A 19,185-nucleotide genomic window follows, 5' to 3' on the forward strand; every position below is an offset into this window, starting at 1 on the left:
TGACAAAAATGGCAATTCAAATACTTATTAGATCTATGAAGAGAAATATTTTTTTTAGAGAAGTTTTTCATTTTTGTTTTTTAGAACATTTGCTTTTAATTTCTGATCCAAAAATTTACATTCTTAAAGGTGGGGTAAATCTAAGATTTTTCTTTAATAACCCTCGTTATTCAGAAGATATGGATATTGATGTCTTAGCTAGCAGTGTTTCTACTTTAAAAAAAAATGGTTATAAAATATTAAATGAAAATAGCTTTAGAAGAAGATTGCAAACATTTGGAATAGAAGGTTTAATTATTAATGATCCAGCTAAAGCTAAACACACAGAAACCACTCAAAGATTTAAGCTAAAAATCATAACAAGTTCAGGAGAATCACTGCCAACGAAGATTGAATTTTCAAGAAGAAAAAAAACACATGATTTGTACACATATAAGTTTGACAGGATAAATACTGAAATCTCAAACAAGTACAATCGCCTTTCTTTTTTATGTCAGCACTACACTGGCAAAACTGCAATAATACAAAAAATCGAAGCATTATATGGAAGGTCACAAACCCAAAGCAGAGATGTTTTTGATGTCTTTATTCTAACTCTTGGTGGTCATGCTAAAGAGCTAGATGTAAATAAATTAGATCCTAATTTAGTTCTTAAAGCAAAAGAAGCAGTCCTATCACTTAATTACAAAGAGTTTAAAGAACAAGTTTTAGAATTTTTAGATGCAGCAGAATATGCAAAATATTCTTCTTATGAAAATTGGACTGAAATGCAAAATAAAGTAGCAGGATTACTTACAATATGAATCTTAAATTTTTAAATCAAGAGATCTTTTTTACTACTAGTAATTATGCTTGCTGTAATGATTTAGAAATATCAGCTGCATCAAAACAACTCCATAGACTTTATGCTAAACACGTAATAGAAAAAGTTACGCGTGGCGTCTGGGCTAATATTAATCATCCTTATTACAACCCGCTAGGAGCAGTACCTTACTTACTTGGCAGGGAACAAGGGTATGTTTCATTTTTAACCGCACTACATTACCATGGTGTTATTTCCCAAATACCAGCAAAATTCCAGGTAGCAACTACTGGACATACAAGAAAATTAATAAGTCCTATAGGCCATTTTGAGTTTTTTCATTTAACACCACTCATGATGAATAAAGGCATTGAATGGAGTCATAGTAAATCTAATTATTTAATTGCTAATGCTGAGAAAGCACTTCTTGACGCTTTATACATTTCTACTTGTAAAGGGAAAAGGTTTTCTTTACTCCCTGAAATAGATTTAGAAGAAGTAGATGTGAAGTATTTTAAAAAATTACTTAAAGAAACAATTAAGAGCAAAATTACTAAAAGTGCTATTGAAGAGTATTTTAAAAATCAAACTTAACTTCAGATTAAAGCTAATACAAGTCCTGATATTTATTCTTACCACTTATCACTTACCACTGCTAAAATAGCCATGTTATGGAAACACGAGGCCTCTGGTGGAATATTCATGACTTCCCACACTACAAAGAAATCTTTTATAGCTTATTTTTAATTTCAGTTTTATTTTTTATTTATGGTTTTTATTTAAAAATTAAAAACTGGTCACGTGGAAGACCAGTAAGTAACTTTAACAATCTGCCTAAACGGTTTATAAAAATGTTTTGTAGTAGTTTTCTCTATAAAGGCTGGAGAGGCCCGGTAATTTTTGCGCATGTACTTGTTTTTTATGGTTTTTTTGTTCTCTGGATAGGCACTGATATTTTAACCGTTCAAGAGCACTTGCCAATTTATTTTTTTGAAGGGACATTTTATAAAGTTTATTCACTTCTTATGGATTTATCTGGTGTTTTCATGCTTCTTGGGATTTTATTTTTTGCATATATTAGATACATTCAAAAACCCGAAAGATTAGATAATTATCAAAATGATTGGTTACAGCTTGTTTACCTTGCTTTATTTATAATTGTTGGTTTTTTAATTGAAGGACTTAGACAATCAGCTACAAATCAAATTGAAACATATACATCTGTTGGAATGATGATTGGAACTTTGTTTCAAGGATTATCTTATGAGGCACAAAAAAACCTGCATCTTATTTTATGGTGGCTGCATTCTTTACAAACATTTTCTTTTATAGCACTTATTCCATATACAAAGTTTGCTCATATTTTTGTTAGCCCAGTAAATTTATTTTTTAGTGATTTAAAATCAAGTGGTGCTTTAAGTACTCCTTTTAATTTAGTTGAACTTATGGCAATGGACAACCCTCCTGAAGATTTTGCACAAGGAGTATCAAAGCTTGAGGATTTTAGCTGGAAGGATCTAATGGACTTGGATGCTTGTACTGCTTGTGGTAAGTGTCATGAAATTTGTCCTGCAACAAACTCAGAAAAACCACTTTCACCAAAGTGGGTAATTCTAGATCTAAGGCAAGCTATGTATAAAAGACCTTTGTTTTCGCATAAGTTTAAAGGGAATTCTAGCTCTACTCTTCCAGGTTTAGTTACTCCAGAAACCCTTTGGTCATGCACTACTTGTAATGCATGTGTTGAAGTATGTCCAGTTGGAATAAATCAGCTTACAAAAATTGTTGAGATGAGAAGAACATTAATTACTGAAAACAAAGCCCCTAATAATTTACTTAATACATTAAAAAATATCCGTTCAAGATCTAATCCTTGGGGACAGCCAGTAGAAGATCGTGAAAAGTGGACAGAAGGATTAGATGTGCCAAAAGTAGAAAATACACCTAGCTTTGAATATTTGTATTGGGTGGGTTGCGCAGGTGCATATGATAGTAGAAATCAAAATATTGCAAAAACAATGGTTAAACTTTTTAAAAAAGCAAATGTAAAGTTTGCAATCTTAGGAAAGAAAGAAAAATGTACTGGAGACACCGCTAGACGTGCTGGCGATGAAGGGCTTTTTCAAGAGCTTGCAATTGGAAATATTGAAACATTTAAAAGTATAAATGTCAAAAAAATAGTTACTCATTGTCCACATTGTTTTAATACTTTTAAAAATGAATATCCAAAGTTTGGTTTAAAGGATGTAGAAGTTTTACATCATACTGAGTTTTTATGGAGCTTGATTCAAGAAGGCAAACTTACAATGACAAAAGAAATTAACCAAGAACTTACTTATCATGACTCTTGTTATTTAGGTCGTCACAATAGCCAATATGACGCGCCAAGAAATATTTTAAATAAGATTCCAGGTATAAAATATATTGAAATGAAAAACTCACGTGAGCAAGGAACATGTTGTGGTGGTGGAGGTGCAGGGCTTTGGTATGAGGCCCTTGGGAAACAAATCAATGTTATGCGGTTAAATGAAATAAAAAACTCTGGTGCAAAAACCTGTGCAAGTGCATGCCCATTTTGTACTATTATGTTAGAGACTGCAGGAACGCTAGATAAAAGTGGAGAGCCGCTTGTGGTACAGGATATAAGTGAGCTGATAGCTCAGAGCGCGGAGCTCTGAGGTCAGTAGTATGCTATCTTATTCTAGGAGAAAAAAATGAATAACTTAAAGTTATTACTAATAGTTTCAATATTTTTATTAATTAGTTTGTCAGGTTGTTTAAGAAAAGGAAGCTTAATGCAATGTGCATGTAATCAAGCAATTTCAGCTAGTGATATTGCTGATAAAGAAACAAAGTGGAAGAAGTTAAATGAAAAAGTAGTTGAGCTTTATAATGAAAAACAATTTTTTAGGGCATCAGGCGAGGCAAAAAAAGCATTTACCTTCTCAGAGAAAGAATTTGGTCCAAGTGATCCAAGAACAGCAACAGCATTAAATAACTTGGCTGAGCTATATAGACTCCAAGGGAAGTTTAATGATGCAGAAAAAAATTACAAAAAAGTATTAATGGTTAGGGAAGAAACTTTAGGAAAAGAGCACCCAGATTATGCTATTTCTTTAAACAACCTTGCAACCTTGTATTTTACTCAGAAAAAATATAAAGAGGCAGAACCGTTATATAAAGAATCTCTAGGTATAATTCAGAAAAAAGTTAAAGCTGGTGATGAGAATTTATATACTCCAGTTAGTAACTTAGCTGAATTATATAAAGCTCAAGGGAAGTACAAAGAAGCAGAACCACTTTTTAAAGAGCTAGTTACAATTACAGAAAAAGCAAAAGGGAAACAAGATCCTCTTTATGCAAAATCCTTAAATGATTTAGCCGCAGTTTATTACTTAGGAGGAAAGTATAAAGAGTCAGAATTACTTTTTAAACAAGCTTTAGTACTTTTAGAAAAGTTGCTTGGTAAAACAAATCCTGACTTAGCTGTAGTTAGAAATAATTTATCTGAAGTTACAAAAAAGTTAGCTGTAGCAAAGAACTAAACATCACCTCTATATATTTTTAATTTTGGTGGTGATGGTGGTGGTTCTTCAGGTGGTTCATATAGATCTAAATTAGCTGCTTCAAATAATTTTCCTCTAAGTTCTCTTCTTTTCGGGAAAAACCATTGACTAATACCATATCCTGTTTCACTTAAAACTGATTTTAGTATTTTTTTTAATGGACTGCTGTCATCTATTAATTCTATAGCTGGCATAAATATATTTATTGCATTTCCAATTAAACCTATTTTTGATAAATTAGAAAAGTTATTTACTAATGGCTCTAATTCTTTTTTAGTTGGATCATCTTCATCTAGTTTGCTTATATAGTCTTTAAGTTGTACACTCCTAGCGTATTCTTTTGTACTAAATCTAAGAGAGTATAAAACATTTTGAAATGATCCTCTTATACGGGCAAGTGAATTTATTTTTCTTTTTAATGAATCACTTACATATTCATCTTTGGTAAATGCTGTCACTCCTCTTAATGGCATAAAAATTGCTAAAAAACTAAATCCTGCAATTCCAATAAATGGTGCAATTGTTTCATTTAATATTCTTGCTGAGTTTTCTAATACCTTTATATCTCTTGAAAATAATCCAAGAAATAATTTGCCTAACTTACTTGATGCTTTTTCTCCTTCTTTTAATCTAAGTAATCCTTTTACTCTTCCTTTTAAATGATTTATTGACAAAACTTCTGATTTTATTATTTCTTCTATAGCTTCTTTACTCTCTTCTTTCCCTAATACTGCAGGAAGAATATTTTTAGCATACTTAAATAAATAATTACCAAGCCTTTGGTCACTAAGAGCAAGATACCTTAAACTCCAAAGGGAGTTAGTAGGTAAAGTAAGGAGAGAAGTTGCTGTTTCTATTTTATCTGAGTCAAGGAAGGAGAGAAAAGGTAAAACATAAGGTTTAATATTAGTTTCAAAAGTACAAGAAAGTTCAGCCCAAGTCCCAGCAACATTTTCATAATTATCTCTTTGAAAAACAGAAACACCTTTATCATCGTCAGCTCTTCCATAAATGTGACCATATAACTTTTTTCCTCTCATGCCTTGGGTGTAACCATGAAGTGCTTTTAAACCAATCATGAGTGAAGGAGGAAAATAATCCAACTGTTCAAAGGCAGAAATCACTCCACTAAGGATAGAAGCTTCAATAGCATAAGTAGCAGATTCATTTCCATATATTTTATTTGCGTGTGCCCAGTCAATGGTTTTTTCTACTTTTTCACATGCCTTGTCTATAACATAAAGAGCTTCTTTTTTATTAAGCTCAACTCCTACATCAAGTCCTTTTTGAATTAATTGCTTTGCATGAAATATTCGAGCATCTTTATCTCGATGAACACAAATATCTTTAGCAGCTTCCTCTAAAAATCCATCATTATTTCTGTAATGTTCAGGAAAAACATCAGAAAGAGAAATTAATTTGTCTTCGTTATATATTGCTCTTGATGAAAAGTTTTTAAGTTCTTCTTTTAAAAACTTTTCTAATTTCTTTTTATCCCTTTTAATAACTGGACTTATAAAGACAGGCGGATAATAATCGTGTTTTTGATTTACTGGTGGTGTTGATGCAATCATGATTTATTTGTGATTTTTCCTTTTAACCGAGTTATTATCCATAGAACATTTTTAAGATTTTTGAACTTGTATAAACTTTTTTAAACAAATCAGAGACTTTTACTGTATTGCAATTAAGGATGGAGTTATAGTTAAGGCATTTTATGAGGTAGGAGCAAGGAACATGCCAGTAGAAATAGTAAACATACCAAAAACAGGGGCATGTTTTGTAATACTTAGTACTCCTGAGGCACAAGCAAAGGCTGATAAGCTTCGTGAAGAATTAGACAGGGCTCCAAAGGCTTCTGAAGATGACCCGGTAATAGAAGCACGTATGAAACGTCGTCTAGCTAGACCCAAACTACCAGACAGCATATATAACCGCGATGTCCCTGAATGAAAACCACCTCCTTTCAAAAGTTTTTAAGTAGTACTGATATTAATACCACAAAGTAATTTTTTTGTGAATCAGGAAAAATCTCTGATTTGGTTATGTTCCTTTAATAATTTCTGTTTTATTTTGGCTTAATTCTTACAAATAAATTTTTTCAATCTTAAAAAGGGTAAGGTAAAGTATTACTTTCTTAATTATTGATTTCTAAAATTTTTTTTAAGGTTCACGGGAAAGAGGTAAATTAAATCGTAATTTCGCGAATTAAACATCTCTTTCTTTTACTTTTAAACAAGCTTGAGCAGCAGCTAACCTTGCAATTGGTACACGAAATGGGGAACAACTTACATAATCAAGACCGATTTTATGTGCATATGAAATTGATTTAGGTTCTCCTCCATGCTCGCCGCAGATTCCTATTTTTAATTCTGGCCTTCTTTTCTTGCCTTCTTGGACAGCAATTTTCATAAGTTTTCCAACTCCTGACTCATCTAAAACTTCAAATGGATTTTCAGTTAGTATTTTTTCATCTAAATATTTTGATAAAAATGTTGCTTCAGCATCATCTCTGCTAAAAGCAAAAGTCATTTGAGTTAGATCGTTTGTACCAAAACTAAAAAACTCTGCATGTTCTGCAATTTCATAAGCTGTAAGTGCAGCACGAGGTACTTCAATCATTGTGCCAAATTTATAATCAATGTTAATTTTATACTTTTCCATTGTTTCTTTTGCAACTTTTTCTAACATATCTTTAACAAGCTTAAGCTCTTTTGTTTCACAGATTAATGGAATCATTATTTCTACATTAGTTTTTGTACCAGCTAGTTCTAATTCACATGCAGCTTCAAAAATTGCTTGTACTTGCATTTTATTTATTTCTGGATAAGAAATCCCAAGCCTGCAACCACGTAAACCCATCATTGGATTTGCTTCATGTAAAGCTTTAACTCTATGTAAAAGTTTTTCTTCTTTTGTTGAGTCTAGGCTTTTGTATTTAAGCTCGCTAACCTTAATAGCTAACTCATCAAACTTTGGCAAGAATTCATGTAGTGGAGGATCAAGAAGTCTTATTGTTACTGGTAAGCCAGACATAACTTTAAATATTTCTTTAAAGTCTTGTTTTTGAAAAGGAAGTAAATTTGTTAATGCTTCTTCTCTTTCAACTTGACTAGTTGCCATAATCATCTTTTGGATCCAAGGGAGTCTATCTTGTTGCATGAACATATGTTCTGTTCTACAAAGGCCTATTCCTTTTGCTCCAAATTCAATTGCGACTTTTGCATCAATTGGTGTATCAGCATTTGCTCTTATACCTAACTGTTTAAACTCATCTGTCCAAGAAAGTAAAATCTTAAGTTCATTACTTATTTTTGGTTCTTTTGTTTTTATTTCTCCAAGAAAAACTTGGCCACTTGAACCATCTATAGAAATTAGCTCTCCTTTTTTTAATGTTCTTCCATTAACTGAGGCTGTTTCTTTATTTAAATCAATCTTTAAAGTTTCACATCCTACTACACATGGTTTTCCCATCCCTCGTGCAACTACTGCAGCATGACTTGTCATCCCACCTCTTGAAGTTAATACCCCAACAGCAGGAACTATTCCATGAATATCATCTGGGCAAGTTTCAACTCTTACAAGAATTATCTTTTCCCCGTTTTGAGAAAGTATTTCTGATTCATCCGGACTAAAAATAATTTTTCCACAAGCTGCACCAGGAGAAGCATTTAGTCCAATTGCAAGTAGTTTATTTTCATCCTCAGCTTGCTTTTTTGACTGGGGGTCGAAACTTTTTAAGAGAAATTGGTTTAAGGATAAAGGATCAATTCTTCTTATAGCATCTTCTTTTGAAATGATCTTAGTGTTTGTCATGTCTACAGCAGCTTTTACTGCAGCTTGTGCAGTTCTTTTTGCTGCTCTTGTTTGTAATAGCCAAAGCTTGTTTTGTTCAATGGTAAACTCAGTATCCTGCATGTCCTTATAAAATAGTTCTAGCTTTTTAATACATTCTAAAAGCTGCTTATAAGCTTCAGGCAATTCTTTTTTCATTTCAGTGATTTTTTTTGGTGTTCTTATTCCTGCTACTACATCTTCTCCTTGAGCATTTATAAGGTATTCACCATAAACCTCATCTTCTCCTGTAGATGGATTTCTTGTAAAAGCAACACCTGTTGCAGAACCATTTCCCATATTTCCAAATACCATTGTTTGTATGTTTACAGCAGTTCCAAGATCGTCCTGGATTTTATTTAATTTTCTGTAATACTTTGCACGTGGATTATTCCATGATTTAAAAACAGCTTCAATTGCAAGTTCTAGCTGGTTTTTTACATCTTGTGGAAATTCTTTTTTTGTTTTTTCTTTTATAGTTTCTTTAAACTTAGCAATTATTTTGGCGGGGCCATTAGTGTTTGATTCCTCTAAAATGGCTTCAAAAATTCCTTTTTGTATACCCAGAACTACATTTCCAAACATCTGGATAAATCTTCTGTAACAGTCAAGTGCAAAAGATTCATTAGAAGTAGCTTTAGAAAGAGCAAGAACAGTTTCATCATTTAAGCCAAGATTTAAAACTGTATCCATCATCCCTGGCATTGAAAACTTTGCACCAGATCTAACAGATACTAAAAGTGGTTTTGTTTTGTCTCCTAACTTTTTATTAGTTTCTTTTTCAATTGTTGTCAGCTTTTCAAATACTTGCTCAAGAAGTCCAGAAGGAAGTTGGAACTGGTTTTTTGCATATTCATTACAAGCTTTTGTTGTAATGATTAAACCTGGCGGGACAGGAAAACCTGCATGAGTCATTTGAACAAGTCCTGTACCTTTACCTCCTAAATACTCACGCATTTGTGAGTCATTGCTGTTAAAAGCTTTGTATGCTTCCTGAAATAAATAAACTTTGTGAAAATTATTCTGCACAGGTTATCTTTTTAGTAGCTGCAACTTAGACATTATCTCAATAGCAGTTTCTTCAACTGCCCTGTTTGTCATGTCAATTGTCTCACATTTTAATTCTCTAAAGACCTTTTTTGAAAACTCTACTTCATGTGAAATATGATCAAGGTCGCAATAATCTGCACTGTAGTCCATTTGAAGTGAATTTGCCCGTGAACTTCTAAAAGACTGAAGAACTAGTGGGTCACAAATTAATCCTATAATCTTTCCGCTGTTGATTTTAAATAATTTTTCTTGTGGCTCGGTACCTAAAACTATTGGAATATTTGCTGCTTTTAGGCCATAGTGTTGTGCTAAGTACATACAACTTGGAGTTTTACCTGTCCTTGAAACACCTAATAATATTACATCTGCACTTTCTATATTGCTTATATTTTGACCATCGTCATATTTAATTGCATAGTGGATTGCATCCATTCTGTTAAAGTAGGATTCATCAACTTTTAATCTAAGGCCTGGCTCTCGTAAAGGAGGCGCATGACATATATTTTCTAGTTTAGTTACAATATCACCAAGAACATCATAAGTAGGGATTGAATATTTTTTTGCTTCTTCCATTAACGCTTCTTTAGCTTCAGGAAGGACTAGTGTGTAAATAATAATTGCTGGTGATTTTATTTCACCTAAAAAAAGTTTTTTTACCTCTTCAGTTGATCTTACTTTCGGAAGCCTTTGTATTTTTGCTTGAATAGATTCAAATTGGCTAAGTGCAGATTTAGCAACTAGCTCTGCAGTTTCACCACTGCTATCTGATAACGTATAGATTGTAAACATCAAGGATAATTATATCAATTTCTTATATAGCTTTTTTATCTTTTTTATCGTTATTGTGCTGATCTATGTCTTTATCTTTGTTGATTGACCAGGTTAATAATTGACGTCTCCACTCTAGGTCACCTTGTGCTTCTTTAACCAGCTCAATTAAACCCTTAAAGTCGCTAAACTTTAAATCAACAGAAATACCAATTTCTAGATTTAACTGAATCCTTTCATGATTTGGTGAGCAAACTAAACAAGCAGCATGTTCAGGCCCATGTACTTCAATTAATGAATTTCTACTAGCTGACTTAGGATCAACTGCCCAGTTAACAAAGCCCATTATTTCTGTACACTCGCTTGCATTAAGGAAAAGCCAGGCCATGGATTGATATAAAGATGTATTTAGGTATAGAACTATTTCAGGGGATTTAAATTCTATGGCAACAGCACCTTCTTTTTTGTTTAGATATACACCTGCATATGAGTTGGTGAATGATATTTCTTCTTGTGTATTAATCTTCATAAATTCCTCATTCTGTCTTTTTACAGCCCTTACTGGCAATATAGAATCCTATATGAAGGTTATGAAAAGGTTTTGAAAAGGTAGGGGTAATTACCAGAGAAAGTTAAAATTTAAATAAATTATTTAAGGAAATAACAAGAAGGCTGGATAATATAGACTATGAGGAAATTAAAATGACTAATGATAAAGAAACTGCTGGGATACCCCTAACTAGTGAACCTTCAGGTGAAGTAGAAAGCACCCCTGAGATTTCCACAGAACAAGAGTTAGAAAAACTTCAAAAGAAACTAGACGAATTAGGAAACCAATATCTTAGAGTTTTAGCAGATTACCAAAATCTTCAAAAGAGATCCTCGCAAGAAAAAGAAGAGCTGTATAAATATGCGGCAGAGAAAACTATAGAAATTCTTTTACCAGCACTTGATACTTTTGAATATGCTAGACAAACTATAAAACCTGACTCAAGTCCTGAAAAGATTTTAGAGGATTTTAGTCTAGTTTTTGAAATGTTATTAAAGTGTTTAAAAGATATTGGACTAGAACCAATTGAAGAAACAGGCATACCATTTGATCCTTTTTTACATGAGGTTCTTCATCAAATACCTACAAATGAACTGCCGGATCATACAGTAATGCAGATTTTAAAAAAAGGCTATAAGCTAAATAATAAAATTATTAGAGCTGCACTAGTTTCTGTGTCAGCGAAAAAAGAAAAAGAGGAAGAAATAAAATGATTGGTTTTACATTGTGGTTTACTGGTTTATCTGGTGCTGGTAAATCAACTATTGCAAATATCTTAGAAAATAAATTTAAGAAAATGGGGTTGAAGGTAGAAGTACTTGATGGTGATGTGGTAAGAACACATCTAAGCAAAGGACTTGGTTTTAGTAAAGAAGATAGGGATGCAAATATTAGAAGAATTGGTTATGTAGCAAGCTTGCTTTCAAGAAATGGTGTTATTGCAATTACTGCTGCAATTTCTCCATACAGAGAAATTAGAAATGAAGCAAGAGAAATGCATGAGAATTTTGTTGAAGTTTATACAAAGTGTCCTCTTGAAGTTGTAGAAAAAAGAGATATTAAAGGACTTTATAAAAAAGCACGTAATGGTGAGATTGCTCAATTTACTGGTATATCTGATCCATATGAAGAACCAATAAGTCCAGAGGTAATTGTAGAAACAGACAAACAGTCACCTGAAGAAAGTGCAGATAAAATATTAAGCTGGCTGGAAAAGAATGGACATATATGAGTAAGGTTACAAGGTTGCAAGGTTGCAAGGTTACAAGGATAATGTTCTTCCTTGTCTCCTTGCTTCCTTGCTTTTTTACCTTCTTACCTCCTTCTTTTGCTGAAGACAAATCTCCAGTTAGGCCAAAAATCGGACTTGCTCTTGGTGGGGGTGGCTCTCGTGGAGCAGCTCATATTGGGGTGTTGAAGGTTTTAGAAAGAGAAAATATTCCAGTTGATTACTTAGTAGGTACAAGTGCAGGAGCTTTAATAGCTGCATTGTATTCAGGCGGGGTTTGTCCTCGTGAATTAGAAAAATATGTTTTATCTGGTGCAATTAGTAAGGTTTATAAATCAGATTTTTCACTGCTTAGGGGATTATTTATTTATATTAACAGAACATGGCGAACATTTATTGGCAAGCCTTTTTATGCAGGATTATACAATGATCATAGATTACATAATTTTGTAAATAATGCTATTTCAAAAAGTGACGGAACAATTGATCTGGTTATACCTTTGCATGTCATTGCCGTAGATTTAATTAGTGGGCTTCCTGTGGTTATTAAGTCAGGTGATATTGGTTTAGCTGTACAGGCCAGTACTGCAATCCCTGCCTTACGCCAACCAATAGTAATTAATGAGCAACTACTCGTTGATGGTGCAGTTTTAAAAAATATTCCAATTGAAGAAGTAAAAAAAATGGGTGCAAATTTAATAATAGCAGTAGATGTAGATACTAAAATGGAGACCTTGAACAAAGAAGATTTTAGATCATTTGAATCAGTTTTAACAAGGGCAATAAGTCTTGGATTAAGAGCTCAATCAGAAAGCATTCTAAGTAAGGCAGATGTTGTAATAAATCCTGATTTAACAGGGATTGGTATTTTAGATTTGGACAAAAAAAGCTTAGCAAAAGCAATTAAAGCAGGTGAAGAAGAAACGATAAAATTAATTCCTAAAATAAAAAGAAAAATTGAAGAAAAAAATTATGCTTTAAGAACAGCATATCAAGATTCTTCGTCATTATCTTCTTTCTCATCAGGCATGATGTTTCTAAAGACTATTAAGTAAAGTGTAAAAATAATTGTAAGAATTAAAAATGCAACTCCTGCACCAAGAAGTAGCTCAGAATTAATCATGTTGTTCTAACTCTTCTTCTTTTAGCAATTTCTCTCCACCAGACTAAAAGTGCACTAGCTACAAATATACTTGAATAAGTACCTGATGCTATTCCTAAAAACATTGCACCAACAAACATTTTTGTAGTTTCACCACCAAGTAAAAATAAAGTACCGAGTGTAATTAGTGTAGTTAGTGATGTATTTATGCTTCGAACTAAAGTTTGGTTTATACTATCGTTTGCAATTTCACCAAATGTTTTATTTTTACTTAAGTATTTGGAATTTTCCCTAATCCTGTCAAAAACAACAATTGTGTCATGAACTGAAAAGCCAATTACAGTAAGTGCTGCAGTAATAAATAAGCTATCAATCTCAAGTCCCCAAATTAAACTAAAAATTGCAAAAAGACCAATTAATATAAACACATCATGAAGAAGTGCAATTATTGCACAAAGTGCATAGTCTCTTTTAAACCTATAGGTAATATATAAGACAATTCCAACACAAGTAAAAAGTAAGGCAAGTAAACCAGATGTAAGCAGTTCAGGACCAATTAATGGGCTTACTGAATCTATTGATAAAATCTCAAAGTTGCCAAATGATTGTCTTAAATCTTCATCTAATTTTTCTTTTTGGCTAGCTCTCTTTTGAGTAGATTTTCTTTCTTTAATTGCTTTTGATCTAATAATAACTATCTGAGAACCATCAAGAGCTTGTTTTGAGACCTGGATACTGCTTCCACCAAGTTTATTACGGTCTACAATTTTTCTGGTTTCTTCAAGTCTAATTTCATGCGGGAATTTATATTCCAGCTTTGTTCCACCTGTAAAATCAAGTCCAAGTTTTATTGGAGAGCCAAACTTGCTTATGCAAATTCCAGCTGCAATTAATCCTGGAATTAAAATAGCAAGTGAAAACCCAAACCAAAACCAGCGGTATTTAACAATATCTACTTTCATTTTTTCATAAAAAGTATAGCGTACCTCGTTATAGTATTTCATATAATGTTATATGTTAGGTAGAGACACACGGCCGTGTGTCTCTACAGAGAATAAACGACGAGATACAAACAAATGTCCGGTCATTCTAAATGGGCACAAATTAAACGTAAAAAGGCAGTAACTGATGCTAAACGCGGGGCTGTTTTTTCAAAAATTGCAAAAGAGATCATGGTTGCAAGCAAACTAGGAGGGAAAGACCCAAATAGTAACTTTCGTTTGAGGTTTGCAATTGAAAAAGCAAAAGCAAATCTACTACCACAAGAAAATATAAAACGTGCAATTGAAAAAGGAGCTGGTGTAGATGAAGGTGCTTTAAGTATGGAAGAAGTAATTTATGAAGGTTATGGACCAGGTGGTGCTGCAATTTTAATTTTATGTACCACGGATAATAAAAATAGGACCGTAGCTGATTTGAGAAGTTATTTTACAAGATATGAGGGGAAACTTGCTACGAGTGGAGCAGTAAGCTGGATGTTTGAAAAGCGTGGAGAAATTAAAATCCCATGTTCTTCCAATCTCCAAGATGAAATCTATAAACTTGCAATTGAAGTTGGTGCAGAAGACATTGATTTACTAGACAGTGAATTTGCAACAATCATTACAAAGCCTGAAGAGCTTGAAAAAGTACAAAAAAATATTCTTGCAAAAGAAATAAAACTACAAGAAACACAAATTGTATACCATCCTAAAAAGCATGTAGAAATAAATGATCCTAAGGCTGCAAAAAATCTAATCACATTGCTTGAATTAATAGAAGAACATGATGATGTGCAAGAAGTTTATTCTAACTTTGACATAAGAGATGAGATATTAAATGCAAACACATACTAAAGAAGAAATAAATTATTTTATAAAAAATTTAAATACTTTTAGCCAAGATAAAATCACCAAGTGGTTAAAAGAAGTAAAAGAAAACGGATTAACTAATGAAGAAACTACTTCTCTCACATTAGCAATGGTAAACTCTGGTGAGACTTTAAACTGGGAAGGCCTGGAACCTACTATTGATAAGCATAGTACTGGTGGTATTGGTGATAAAGTAACGCTGCTTTTTGCACCATTGGTAGCAGCTTGTGGAATTAATGTACCTAAATTATCTGGGAGAGCTTTAGGGATTACAGGTGGAACAATTGATAAATTAGAATCAATTCCTAGTTTTAGAACTAACTTACAAATTGATGAAATAAAAAATCAAGTAAAAAAAATTGGACTTGCAATTTCAAGTGCAAGTGCTAATTTAGCCCCTGCAGATAAAAAACTTTATGCAATTAGAGATGTAACAAATACCGTTGATTCCATACCTCTTATTGCATCTTCTATTATGAGTAAAAAAATTGCAGGTGGTTCAAAAAATATAATCTTAGACGTAAAGTTTGGCTCTGGTGCATTTATGAAGTCATTTCATGATGCAAAATTGCTAGCACGGGCCATGGTTAATATTGGTCAGAATCTAGGTAGGAATGTAAAAGCTATTATTTCAGATATGGATCAACCTTTAGGCTATGCTATTGGAAATGCTCTTGAAGTTAAAGAAGTTATTGATGTTTTGTCTGGTAAAGAAGTAACTGATTTAGTTGAGATTGTAATTTCTCTTGCAAAGTGTATAGATTTTGCTCCTATGGCAGACAGTGATTTAAAAGAAATATTATTAGGCGGGAAAGCATTAAGAAAATTTAAAGAAATGGTTATTGCTCAAGATGGAGATTTAAAATTATTTTCAAATTCAAATAAGGCAAAGCACATTGAAGTTGTAAAAAGTGAACGAGATGGTTATGTACATAAAATAGATGCATTAAGTGTTGGAAAGACTGTTCATACTTTAGGTGCAGGTAGAAAAAAAGTAAGTGATAGTATAGATCATTCAGTTGGTATATTGTTTTTTAAAAAGTATGGAGACAAAGTAAAAAATGGTGAAGTGTTGTTTGAAGTACATTCAAAAAACAAAGAAGATGCAGAAAGTGCAAAAAAAACTTTAACCAACTCTGTATTAATTAAACAAGAAAAGCCACAAGAATTAAAATTAATTCATGATATTATTTAGGCATGAGTATAAATAACTTAAATATTGAACAAAATATTCCACAAGATGAACCTAAAATTAGTTTTTTAGAAACTTTTTATGGAGTTTTGTTTTGCCCAAACAAAGTCTTTTGTGAGCTATATGATGAAGATACTTTTACAGTTTTAGTTTATGGTGTTCTTGCTGTATTTTTGTCTAATCTAGGTAAAGTTGGATCAGGTAGTGCAAACATCCTAAATATCGTCGGGACTGAAATAATTGGTTTTGTAAGCTGGTTTTTTGTTGGTCTTTTAATATTTTTCTTTAGTACAGTTTTTAAAACACCAAATAATAGTTTTTTAAGGCTCTTAGGATTTACAGGCTTGTCAAGCATACCATTTTTACTTCTTGCCCCTGTTTCTTTAATAAGTAATTTTAATCTTACAATTTATACTGCTTGTGAAGTGTTAGTAAGTCTTTGGACTTTTATTTTGTTTTGGATTAGTCTTGCAAAAAGCTTTCAGCTTGAAGCCTGGAGAGTTTTTCTTATGGCAATAATTCCTTTTTTATTAGGGCTCTTCTTATTTACATACTTGATTGCAAACATTTTAGGGATGTTTTTCTCAATGAGCCCTATCTAACAGATAATACTTCTTCTTTATTCTTTTCAGTAACCTTGATTTTTTCTTGTGCTAGTGTAATTTCAAAAGCAGTGCCAACACCACTTGGATTAGTTAAGTATTGAATATTTGCTCCAATTAAATCTGCTCTTTCTTTCATGTCAACAAGCCCAAAGCCACTTTTTGGTTTTTTGTTTAATCCACTTAAATTAAAACCAATTCCGTTGTCTCTTATGAGAATTAATATTTGCCCTGGTTGTTCTTTAATTGATACTTCTACCTTTGTAGCATGGGAATGTTTAAAAACATTGTTTAGTGCTTCTTGAATGATTCTATAAAGATGTATCTCATTAGCTTCAATAAGTTTTAATTTTGAAATTGAGGTAGCTAATTTTGTCTGAATCTTATGATTGGATCTTCTTGAAAGTTCATCTAAGAGATTTTCAATTGCTGGAATTAAACCCATTGCATTGTCTAACATTGAAGGTCTAAGAGCATTTATTGTCCTTCTAATTTCAGAAGTAACATTATCGAGTGTATTAATTGATACTCCAAGTTCTTTTTTCATGTTTATAGGCAGGTCCTGTAGTAACATTGATTCTAAGTATCTTCTTAAGTCAGTAATTCTAGCTAGCGAGTCATCATGGAGTTCTCTAGCAATTCTTCTTCTCTCATCTTCACTTTTGGTAGAAAGTTGTTTTCTTACTTCTTTTAACTCTTTTACTCTGTTACTTAACATTATAAGAGCTTCTTCTAGTTCTATATTTTGCTCTTGTAAGTTTATTTGTAAAAAAATTAGTGAACCAATAATCAAATTTCCTAAAACAAGAAATAAAAGAGGAATAAGTTCTATAACAAGCTTGTAATGAGTATAAGAAATCTGGCTAAAGATTATTATGCTTACAAAAAGTAACACACCAAGAAACACTCTTTTAGTTGTAGGCAGATTACTAAAAAGTAAACCAAGAAACAAACTTAAAGCAATAAATAAAATTGGATATTCAATGAGGCTGAATTTATGAAGGTAGAGGTTATATAAAAGATTTGAGAGTGCTATAGCTTGAACCTCGCTATCAGATAAAAGTGTGTTTTTGTCAAAGGGGCTATAAAGCTGATCTCTAGTTAATTTGCTTTTTGAACCTATACCCAGGATAATTATTTTATCTTTTAGTAATAACGGGCTGATTTTTCCTTGGGCAAAATCAATTAATGAATACTTCACGAAAAATTTTACCAAGTATCTTAAGTAAAATTCATTTTTTGCTTTTAAAGTTTGATCAACATCTTTTCTTGTAGATATTTTAAATAAAGCATAGGAAAAAGCTTGAATATCTCCAAAACTTTTGTCAATTAACTTTATTTTATGTACAGTTTTGTCGTAGTCAGCAAATAATTCTCCATATCCTATTCCAGATGCTTTTTTTAAGATAGTGCTTGCTATATGTGGAAGTGGTGAATTTATTGAATCTGCAATTACAATGTTTTTAAATTTTGCAATTGTCTTTGCTAGATTTTCATCTGCTAGATTACCTGATGGACTGCTTAAGTTTAAGTTTATTCCTATTGACTTGACGTTACTTTTCTCAAGTTTTTCAATAATTAGTCTAATTAAATCTCTTCCTTTTCTTTCAAAATCTTTTATTGGCATCCCATTTTGCCTAAGTAAAAATTGAGTTTTATCATCAAAAAGTAAAACAACAATTTGTTTCGTAGGAGTAGGTTCTAATGCTACTTTACTTGAAATATTTCTACCGTTAATTGTTTCAAGTTCCAGCGGCCACCACAATTTTTTGTCTACGTTTAGTACAATAATTGCGAGAATTAATCCAAGTGCAAGACCAAGTAATCCTTTTCTTGGAAGAAATCTTTTTATATTTTTTATTTCTGTTGCCATGACTTTTATAGATTCACACTCTCACTTAACACTTGATGATTTTAATCACGACAGAGATGAAGTTATTCAACAAGCATTTTCTAATGGTGTTACACATATTGTCCAGTCTTGCGACAATCTTGAAGAGATTAAAACAAACTTAATTTTAACAAGGAAGTATACCAACCTGTACACAAGTGTTGGGATTCATCCTCATGAGGCTAAAGCTTGGGGGGATGTAAGCTATGACACAATTATTCAATATTCAAAAGAAAAAAAAGTAGTAGCAATTGGTGAGACAGGACTAGATTTTTATTACAACTTAAGCCCTAAAGATGTACAACTATATGCTTTTAAAAGACAAATTAAAATTGCAAAAGAAGTTTCACTGCCACTTATAATTCATTGCAGAGATGCTTTTAAAGAAGTGATAGAAATCTTAAAAGAAGAAAAACAAGAAGGAGCTTGTGTTTTTCACTGTTATACAGGAGATCTTGATACTGCTAAGGAAGCACTTAAGCTTGGTTTTTATATTTCTTTTTCAGGAATACTAACTTTTAAAGGTGCACAAGATTTAAAACTAGTTGCAAAAGAAATACCACTAAAGAGTACTTTAATTGAAACAGATTGTCCTTTTTTAACTCCAGTTCCTTATAGAGGTAAAAGAAACGAGCCAAAATATGTAAGGTTTGTAGCAGAAGAACTTGCAAGGATTCATAATGTAAGTGTAGAAGAAGTAGGAGAAATTACCTCAGAAAATACAAAAAAATTATTTGATATAAGGTAAAA

At 32.2% G+C, this 19,185-nt stretch carries 18 protein-coding genes; 12 read left to right on the forward strand and 6 right to left on the reverse strand.

Translation table 11 applies throughout. The annotated features are described in order from the left end of the window. Nucleotides 1–8 precede the first annotated feature (8 nt). The 4 genes from HYY52_02620 (at nucleotide 9) to HYY52_02635 (ending at nucleotide 4,347) form a co-directional block, all read left to right on the forward strand. Complete coding sequence (locus HYY52_02620) at nucleotides 9–803, forward strand: nucleotidyl transferase AbiEii/AbiGii toxin family protein (protein ID MBI2995584.1); 795 nt, start codon at nucleotides 9–11, stop codon at nucleotides 801–803. Then, a complete protein-coding gene (locus HYY52_02625; protein MBI2995585.1) occupies nucleotides 800–1,396 on the forward strand; it encodes a hypothetical protein in 597 nt (198 codons plus the stop codon). The genes HYY52_02620 and HYY52_02625 overlap by 4 nt, the downstream gene beginning before the upstream one ends. A gap of 77 nt (nucleotides 1,397–1,473) precedes the next feature. Next, the gene (locus tag HYY52_02630) at nucleotides 1,474–3,480 is read left to right on the forward strand and encodes a 4Fe-4S dicluster domain-containing protein (GenBank protein MBI2995586.1); all 2,007 of its coding nucleotides are present in this window, start codon (nucleotides 1,474–1,476) and stop codon (nucleotides 3,478–3,480) included. A gap of 36 nt (nucleotides 3,481–3,516) precedes the next feature. Then, nucleotides 3,517–4,347, forward strand: coding sequence for a tetratricopeptide repeat protein (locus tag HYY52_02635; GenBank protein ID MBI2995587.1), 831 nt, complete (start codon nucleotides 3,517–3,519; stop codon nucleotides 4,345–4,347). Here HYY52_02635 and HYY52_02640 read toward each other — a convergent pair. Further along, nucleotides 4,344–5,942: a hypothetical protein gene (locus tag HYY52_02640; protein ID MBI2995588.1), complete on the reverse strand. Its 1,599-nt coding sequence runs from the start codon at nucleotides 5,940–5,942 to the stop codon at nucleotides 4,344–4,346. The genes HYY52_02635 and HYY52_02640 overlap by 4 nt on opposite strands. Nucleotides 5,943–6,105: 163 nt before the next feature. On the opposite strand from HYY52_02640, the gene HYY52_02645 reads away from it, so the two are divergent. Next, entirely contained in the window at nucleotides 6,106–6,321 is a 216-nt protein-coding gene (locus HYY52_02645) for a hypothetical protein (GenBank protein MBI2995589.1), read from the forward strand. Between the two features lie 255 nt (nucleotides 6,322–6,576). On the opposite strand, the gene HYY52_02650 is transcribed toward HYY52_02645, so the two are convergent. From HYY52_02650 to HYY52_02660, 3 genes are read right to left on the reverse strand one after another with little or no spacing between them, the layout of a single operon-like run. Beyond that, a complete protein-coding gene (locus tag HYY52_02650) occupies nucleotides 6,577–9,231 on the reverse strand; it encodes a pyruvate, phosphate dikinase (protein ID MBI2995590.1) in 2,655 nt (884 codons plus the stop codon). 3 nt (nucleotides 9,232–9,234) lie between these two features. Then, nucleotides 9,235–10,041: a kinase/pyrophosphorylase gene (locus HYY52_02655; protein ID MBI2995591.1), complete on the reverse strand. Its 807-nt coding sequence runs from the start codon at nucleotides 10,039–10,041 to the stop codon at nucleotides 9,235–9,237. A gap of 22 nt (nucleotides 10,042–10,063) precedes the next feature. Further along, on the reverse strand, nucleotides 10,064–10,549 hold the full coding sequence (locus HYY52_02660; protein ID MBI2995592.1) for a hypothetical protein: 486 nt from the start codon (nucleotides 10,547–10,549) through the stop codon (nucleotides 10,064–10,066). Between the two features lie 173 nt (nucleotides 10,550–10,722). On the opposite strand from HYY52_02660, the gene HYY52_02665 reads away from it, so the two are divergent. From HYY52_02665 to HYY52_02675, 3 genes are read left to right on the forward strand one after another with little or no spacing between them, the layout of a single operon-like run. Beyond that, a complete protein-coding gene (locus HYY52_02665; protein ID MBI2995593.1) occupies nucleotides 10,723–11,283 on the forward strand; it encodes a nucleotide exchange factor GrpE in 561 nt (186 codons plus the stop codon). Further along, nucleotides 11,280–11,801, forward strand: a complete 522-nt coding sequence (gene cysC / locus HYY52_02670; protein MBI2995594.1) for an adenylyl-sulfate kinase — start codon at nucleotides 11,280–11,282, stop codon at nucleotides 11,799–11,801. The genes HYY52_02665 and cysC overlap by 4 nt, the downstream gene beginning before the upstream one ends. Then, nucleotides 11,798–12,853: a patatin-like phospholipase family protein gene (locus HYY52_02675; protein MBI2995595.1), complete on the forward strand. Its 1,056-nt coding sequence runs from the start codon at nucleotides 11,798–11,800 to the stop codon at nucleotides 12,851–12,853. Before cysC ends, HYY52_02675 begins: the two co-directional genes overlap by 4 nt. 64 nt (nucleotides 12,854–12,917) lie before the next feature. Here the strand turns inward: HYY52_02675 and secF are convergent, their stop codons facing one another. Continuing rightward, a complete protein-coding gene (gene secF / locus HYY52_02680) occupies nucleotides 12,918–13,862 on the reverse strand; it encodes a protein translocase subunit SecF (protein ID MBI2995596.1) in 945 nt (314 codons plus the stop codon). Between the two features lie 114 nt (nucleotides 13,863–13,976). Here secF and HYY52_02685 point away from each other — a divergent pair, with 114 nt between their 5' ends. From HYY52_02685 to HYY52_02695, 3 genes are read left to right on the forward strand one after another with little or no spacing between them, the layout of a single operon-like run. Then, nucleotides 13,977–14,735, forward strand: coding sequence for a YebC/PmpR family DNA-binding transcriptional regulator (locus HYY52_02685; protein MBI2995597.1), 759 nt, complete (start codon nucleotides 13,977–13,979; stop codon nucleotides 14,733–14,735). Beyond that, on the forward strand, nucleotides 14,719–15,945 hold the full coding sequence (locus HYY52_02690) for a thymidine phosphorylase (GenBank protein ID MBI2995598.1): 1,227 nt from the start codon (nucleotides 14,719–14,721) through the stop codon (nucleotides 15,943–15,945). Before HYY52_02685 ends, HYY52_02690 begins: the two co-directional genes overlap by 17 nt. A gap of 2 nt (nucleotides 15,946–15,947) precedes the next feature. Next, nucleotides 15,948–16,544, forward strand: coding sequence for a YIP1 family protein (locus HYY52_02695; protein ID MBI2995599.1), 597 nt, complete (start codon nucleotides 15,948–15,950; stop codon nucleotides 16,542–16,544). On the opposite strand, the gene HYY52_02700 is transcribed toward HYY52_02695, so the two are convergent. Further along, nucleotides 16,537–18,417, reverse strand: coding sequence for a CHASE2 domain-containing protein (locus tag HYY52_02700; protein ID MBI2995600.1), 1,881 nt, complete (start codon nucleotides 18,415–18,417; stop codon nucleotides 16,537–16,539). The two genes, HYY52_02695 and HYY52_02700, sit on opposite strands and share 8 nt — an antisense overlap. Between HYY52_02700 and HYY52_02705 the strand changes: the two genes are divergently transcribed. Continuing rightward, the gene (locus HYY52_02705) at nucleotides 18,416–19,183 is read left to right on the forward strand and encodes a TatD family hydrolase (GenBank protein ID MBI2995601.1); all 768 of its coding nucleotides are present in this window, start codon (nucleotides 18,416–18,418) and stop codon (nucleotides 19,181–19,183) included. The two genes, HYY52_02700 and HYY52_02705, sit on opposite strands and share 2 nt — an antisense overlap. The last annotated feature ends 2 nt before the right edge of the window (nucleotides 19,184–19,185 follow it).

The sequence above is a fragment of the Candidatus Melainabacteria bacterium genome, assembly GCA_016193285.1.
Lineage (GTDB): Bacteria > Cyanobacteriota > Vampirovibrionia > 2-02-FULL-35-15 > 2-02-FULL-35-15 > JACPSL01.

What these genes read in the sequence shown, in the direction of transcription:
- HYY52_02620 (MBI2995584.1), top strand. Translation starts at nt 9, where the DNA reads ATGGCAATTCAAATACTTATTAGATCTATGAAGAGAAATATTTTTTTT.
- HYY52_02625 (MBI2995585.1), top strand. Translation starts at nt 800, where the DNA reads ATGAATCTTAAATTTTTAAATCAAGAGATCTTTTTTACTACTAGTAAT.
- HYY52_02630 (MBI2995586.1), top strand. Translation starts at nt 1,474, where the DNA reads ATGGAAACACGAGGCCTCTGGTGGAATATTCATGACTTCCCACACTAC.
- HYY52_02635 (MBI2995587.1), top strand. Translation starts at nt 3,517, where the DNA reads ATGAATAACTTAAAGTTATTACTAATAGTTTCAATATTTTTATTAATT.
- HYY52_02640 (MBI2995588.1), bottom strand. Translation starts at nt 5,942, where the DNA reads ATGATTGCATCAACACCACCAGTAAATCAAAAACACGATTATTATCCG.
- HYY52_02645 (MBI2995589.1), top strand. Translation starts at nt 6,106, where the DNA reads ATGCCAGTAGAAATAGTAAACATACCAAAAACAGGGGCATGTTTTGTA.
- HYY52_02655 (MBI2995591.1), bottom strand. Translation starts at nt 10,041, where the DNA reads ATGTTTACAATCTATACGTTATCAGATAGCAGTGGTGAAACTGCAGAG.
- HYY52_02660 (MBI2995592.1), bottom strand. Translation starts at nt 10,549, where the DNA reads ATGAAGATTAATACACAAGAAGAAATATCATTCACCAACTCATATGCA.
- HYY52_02665 (MBI2995593.1), top strand. Translation starts at nt 10,723, where the DNA reads ATGACTAATGATAAAGAAACTGCTGGGATACCCCTAACTAGTGAACCT.
- cysC (MBI2995594.1), top strand. Translation starts at nt 11,280, where the DNA reads ATGATTGGTTTTACATTGTGGTTTACTGGTTTATCTGGTGCTGGTAAA.
- HYY52_02675 (MBI2995595.1), top strand. Translation starts at nt 11,798, where the DNA reads ATGAGTAAGGTTACAAGGTTGCAAGGTTGCAAGGTTACAAGGATAATG.
- secF (MBI2995596.1), bottom strand. Translation starts at nt 13,862, where the DNA reads ATGAAAGTAGATATTGTTAAATACCGCTGGTTTTGGTTTGGGTTTTCA.
- HYY52_02685 (MBI2995597.1), top strand. Translation starts at nt 13,977, where the DNA reads ATGTCCGGTCATTCTAAATGGGCACAAATTAAACGTAAAAAGGCAGTA.
- HYY52_02690 (MBI2995598.1), top strand. Translation starts at nt 14,719, where the DNA reads ATGCAAACACATACTAAAGAAGAAATAAATTATTTTATAAAAAATTTA.
- HYY52_02695 (MBI2995599.1), top strand. Translation starts at nt 15,948, where the DNA reads ATGAGTATAAATAACTTAAATATTGAACAAAATATTCCACAAGATGAA.
- HYY52_02705 (MBI2995601.1), top strand. Translation starts at nt 18,416, where the DNA reads ATGACTTTTATAGATTCACACTCTCACTTAACACTTGATGATTTTAAT.
- HYY52_02700 (MBI2995600.1), bottom strand. Translation starts at nt 18,417, where the DNA reads ATGGCAACAGAAATAAAAAATATAAAAAGATTTCTTCCAAGAAAAGGA.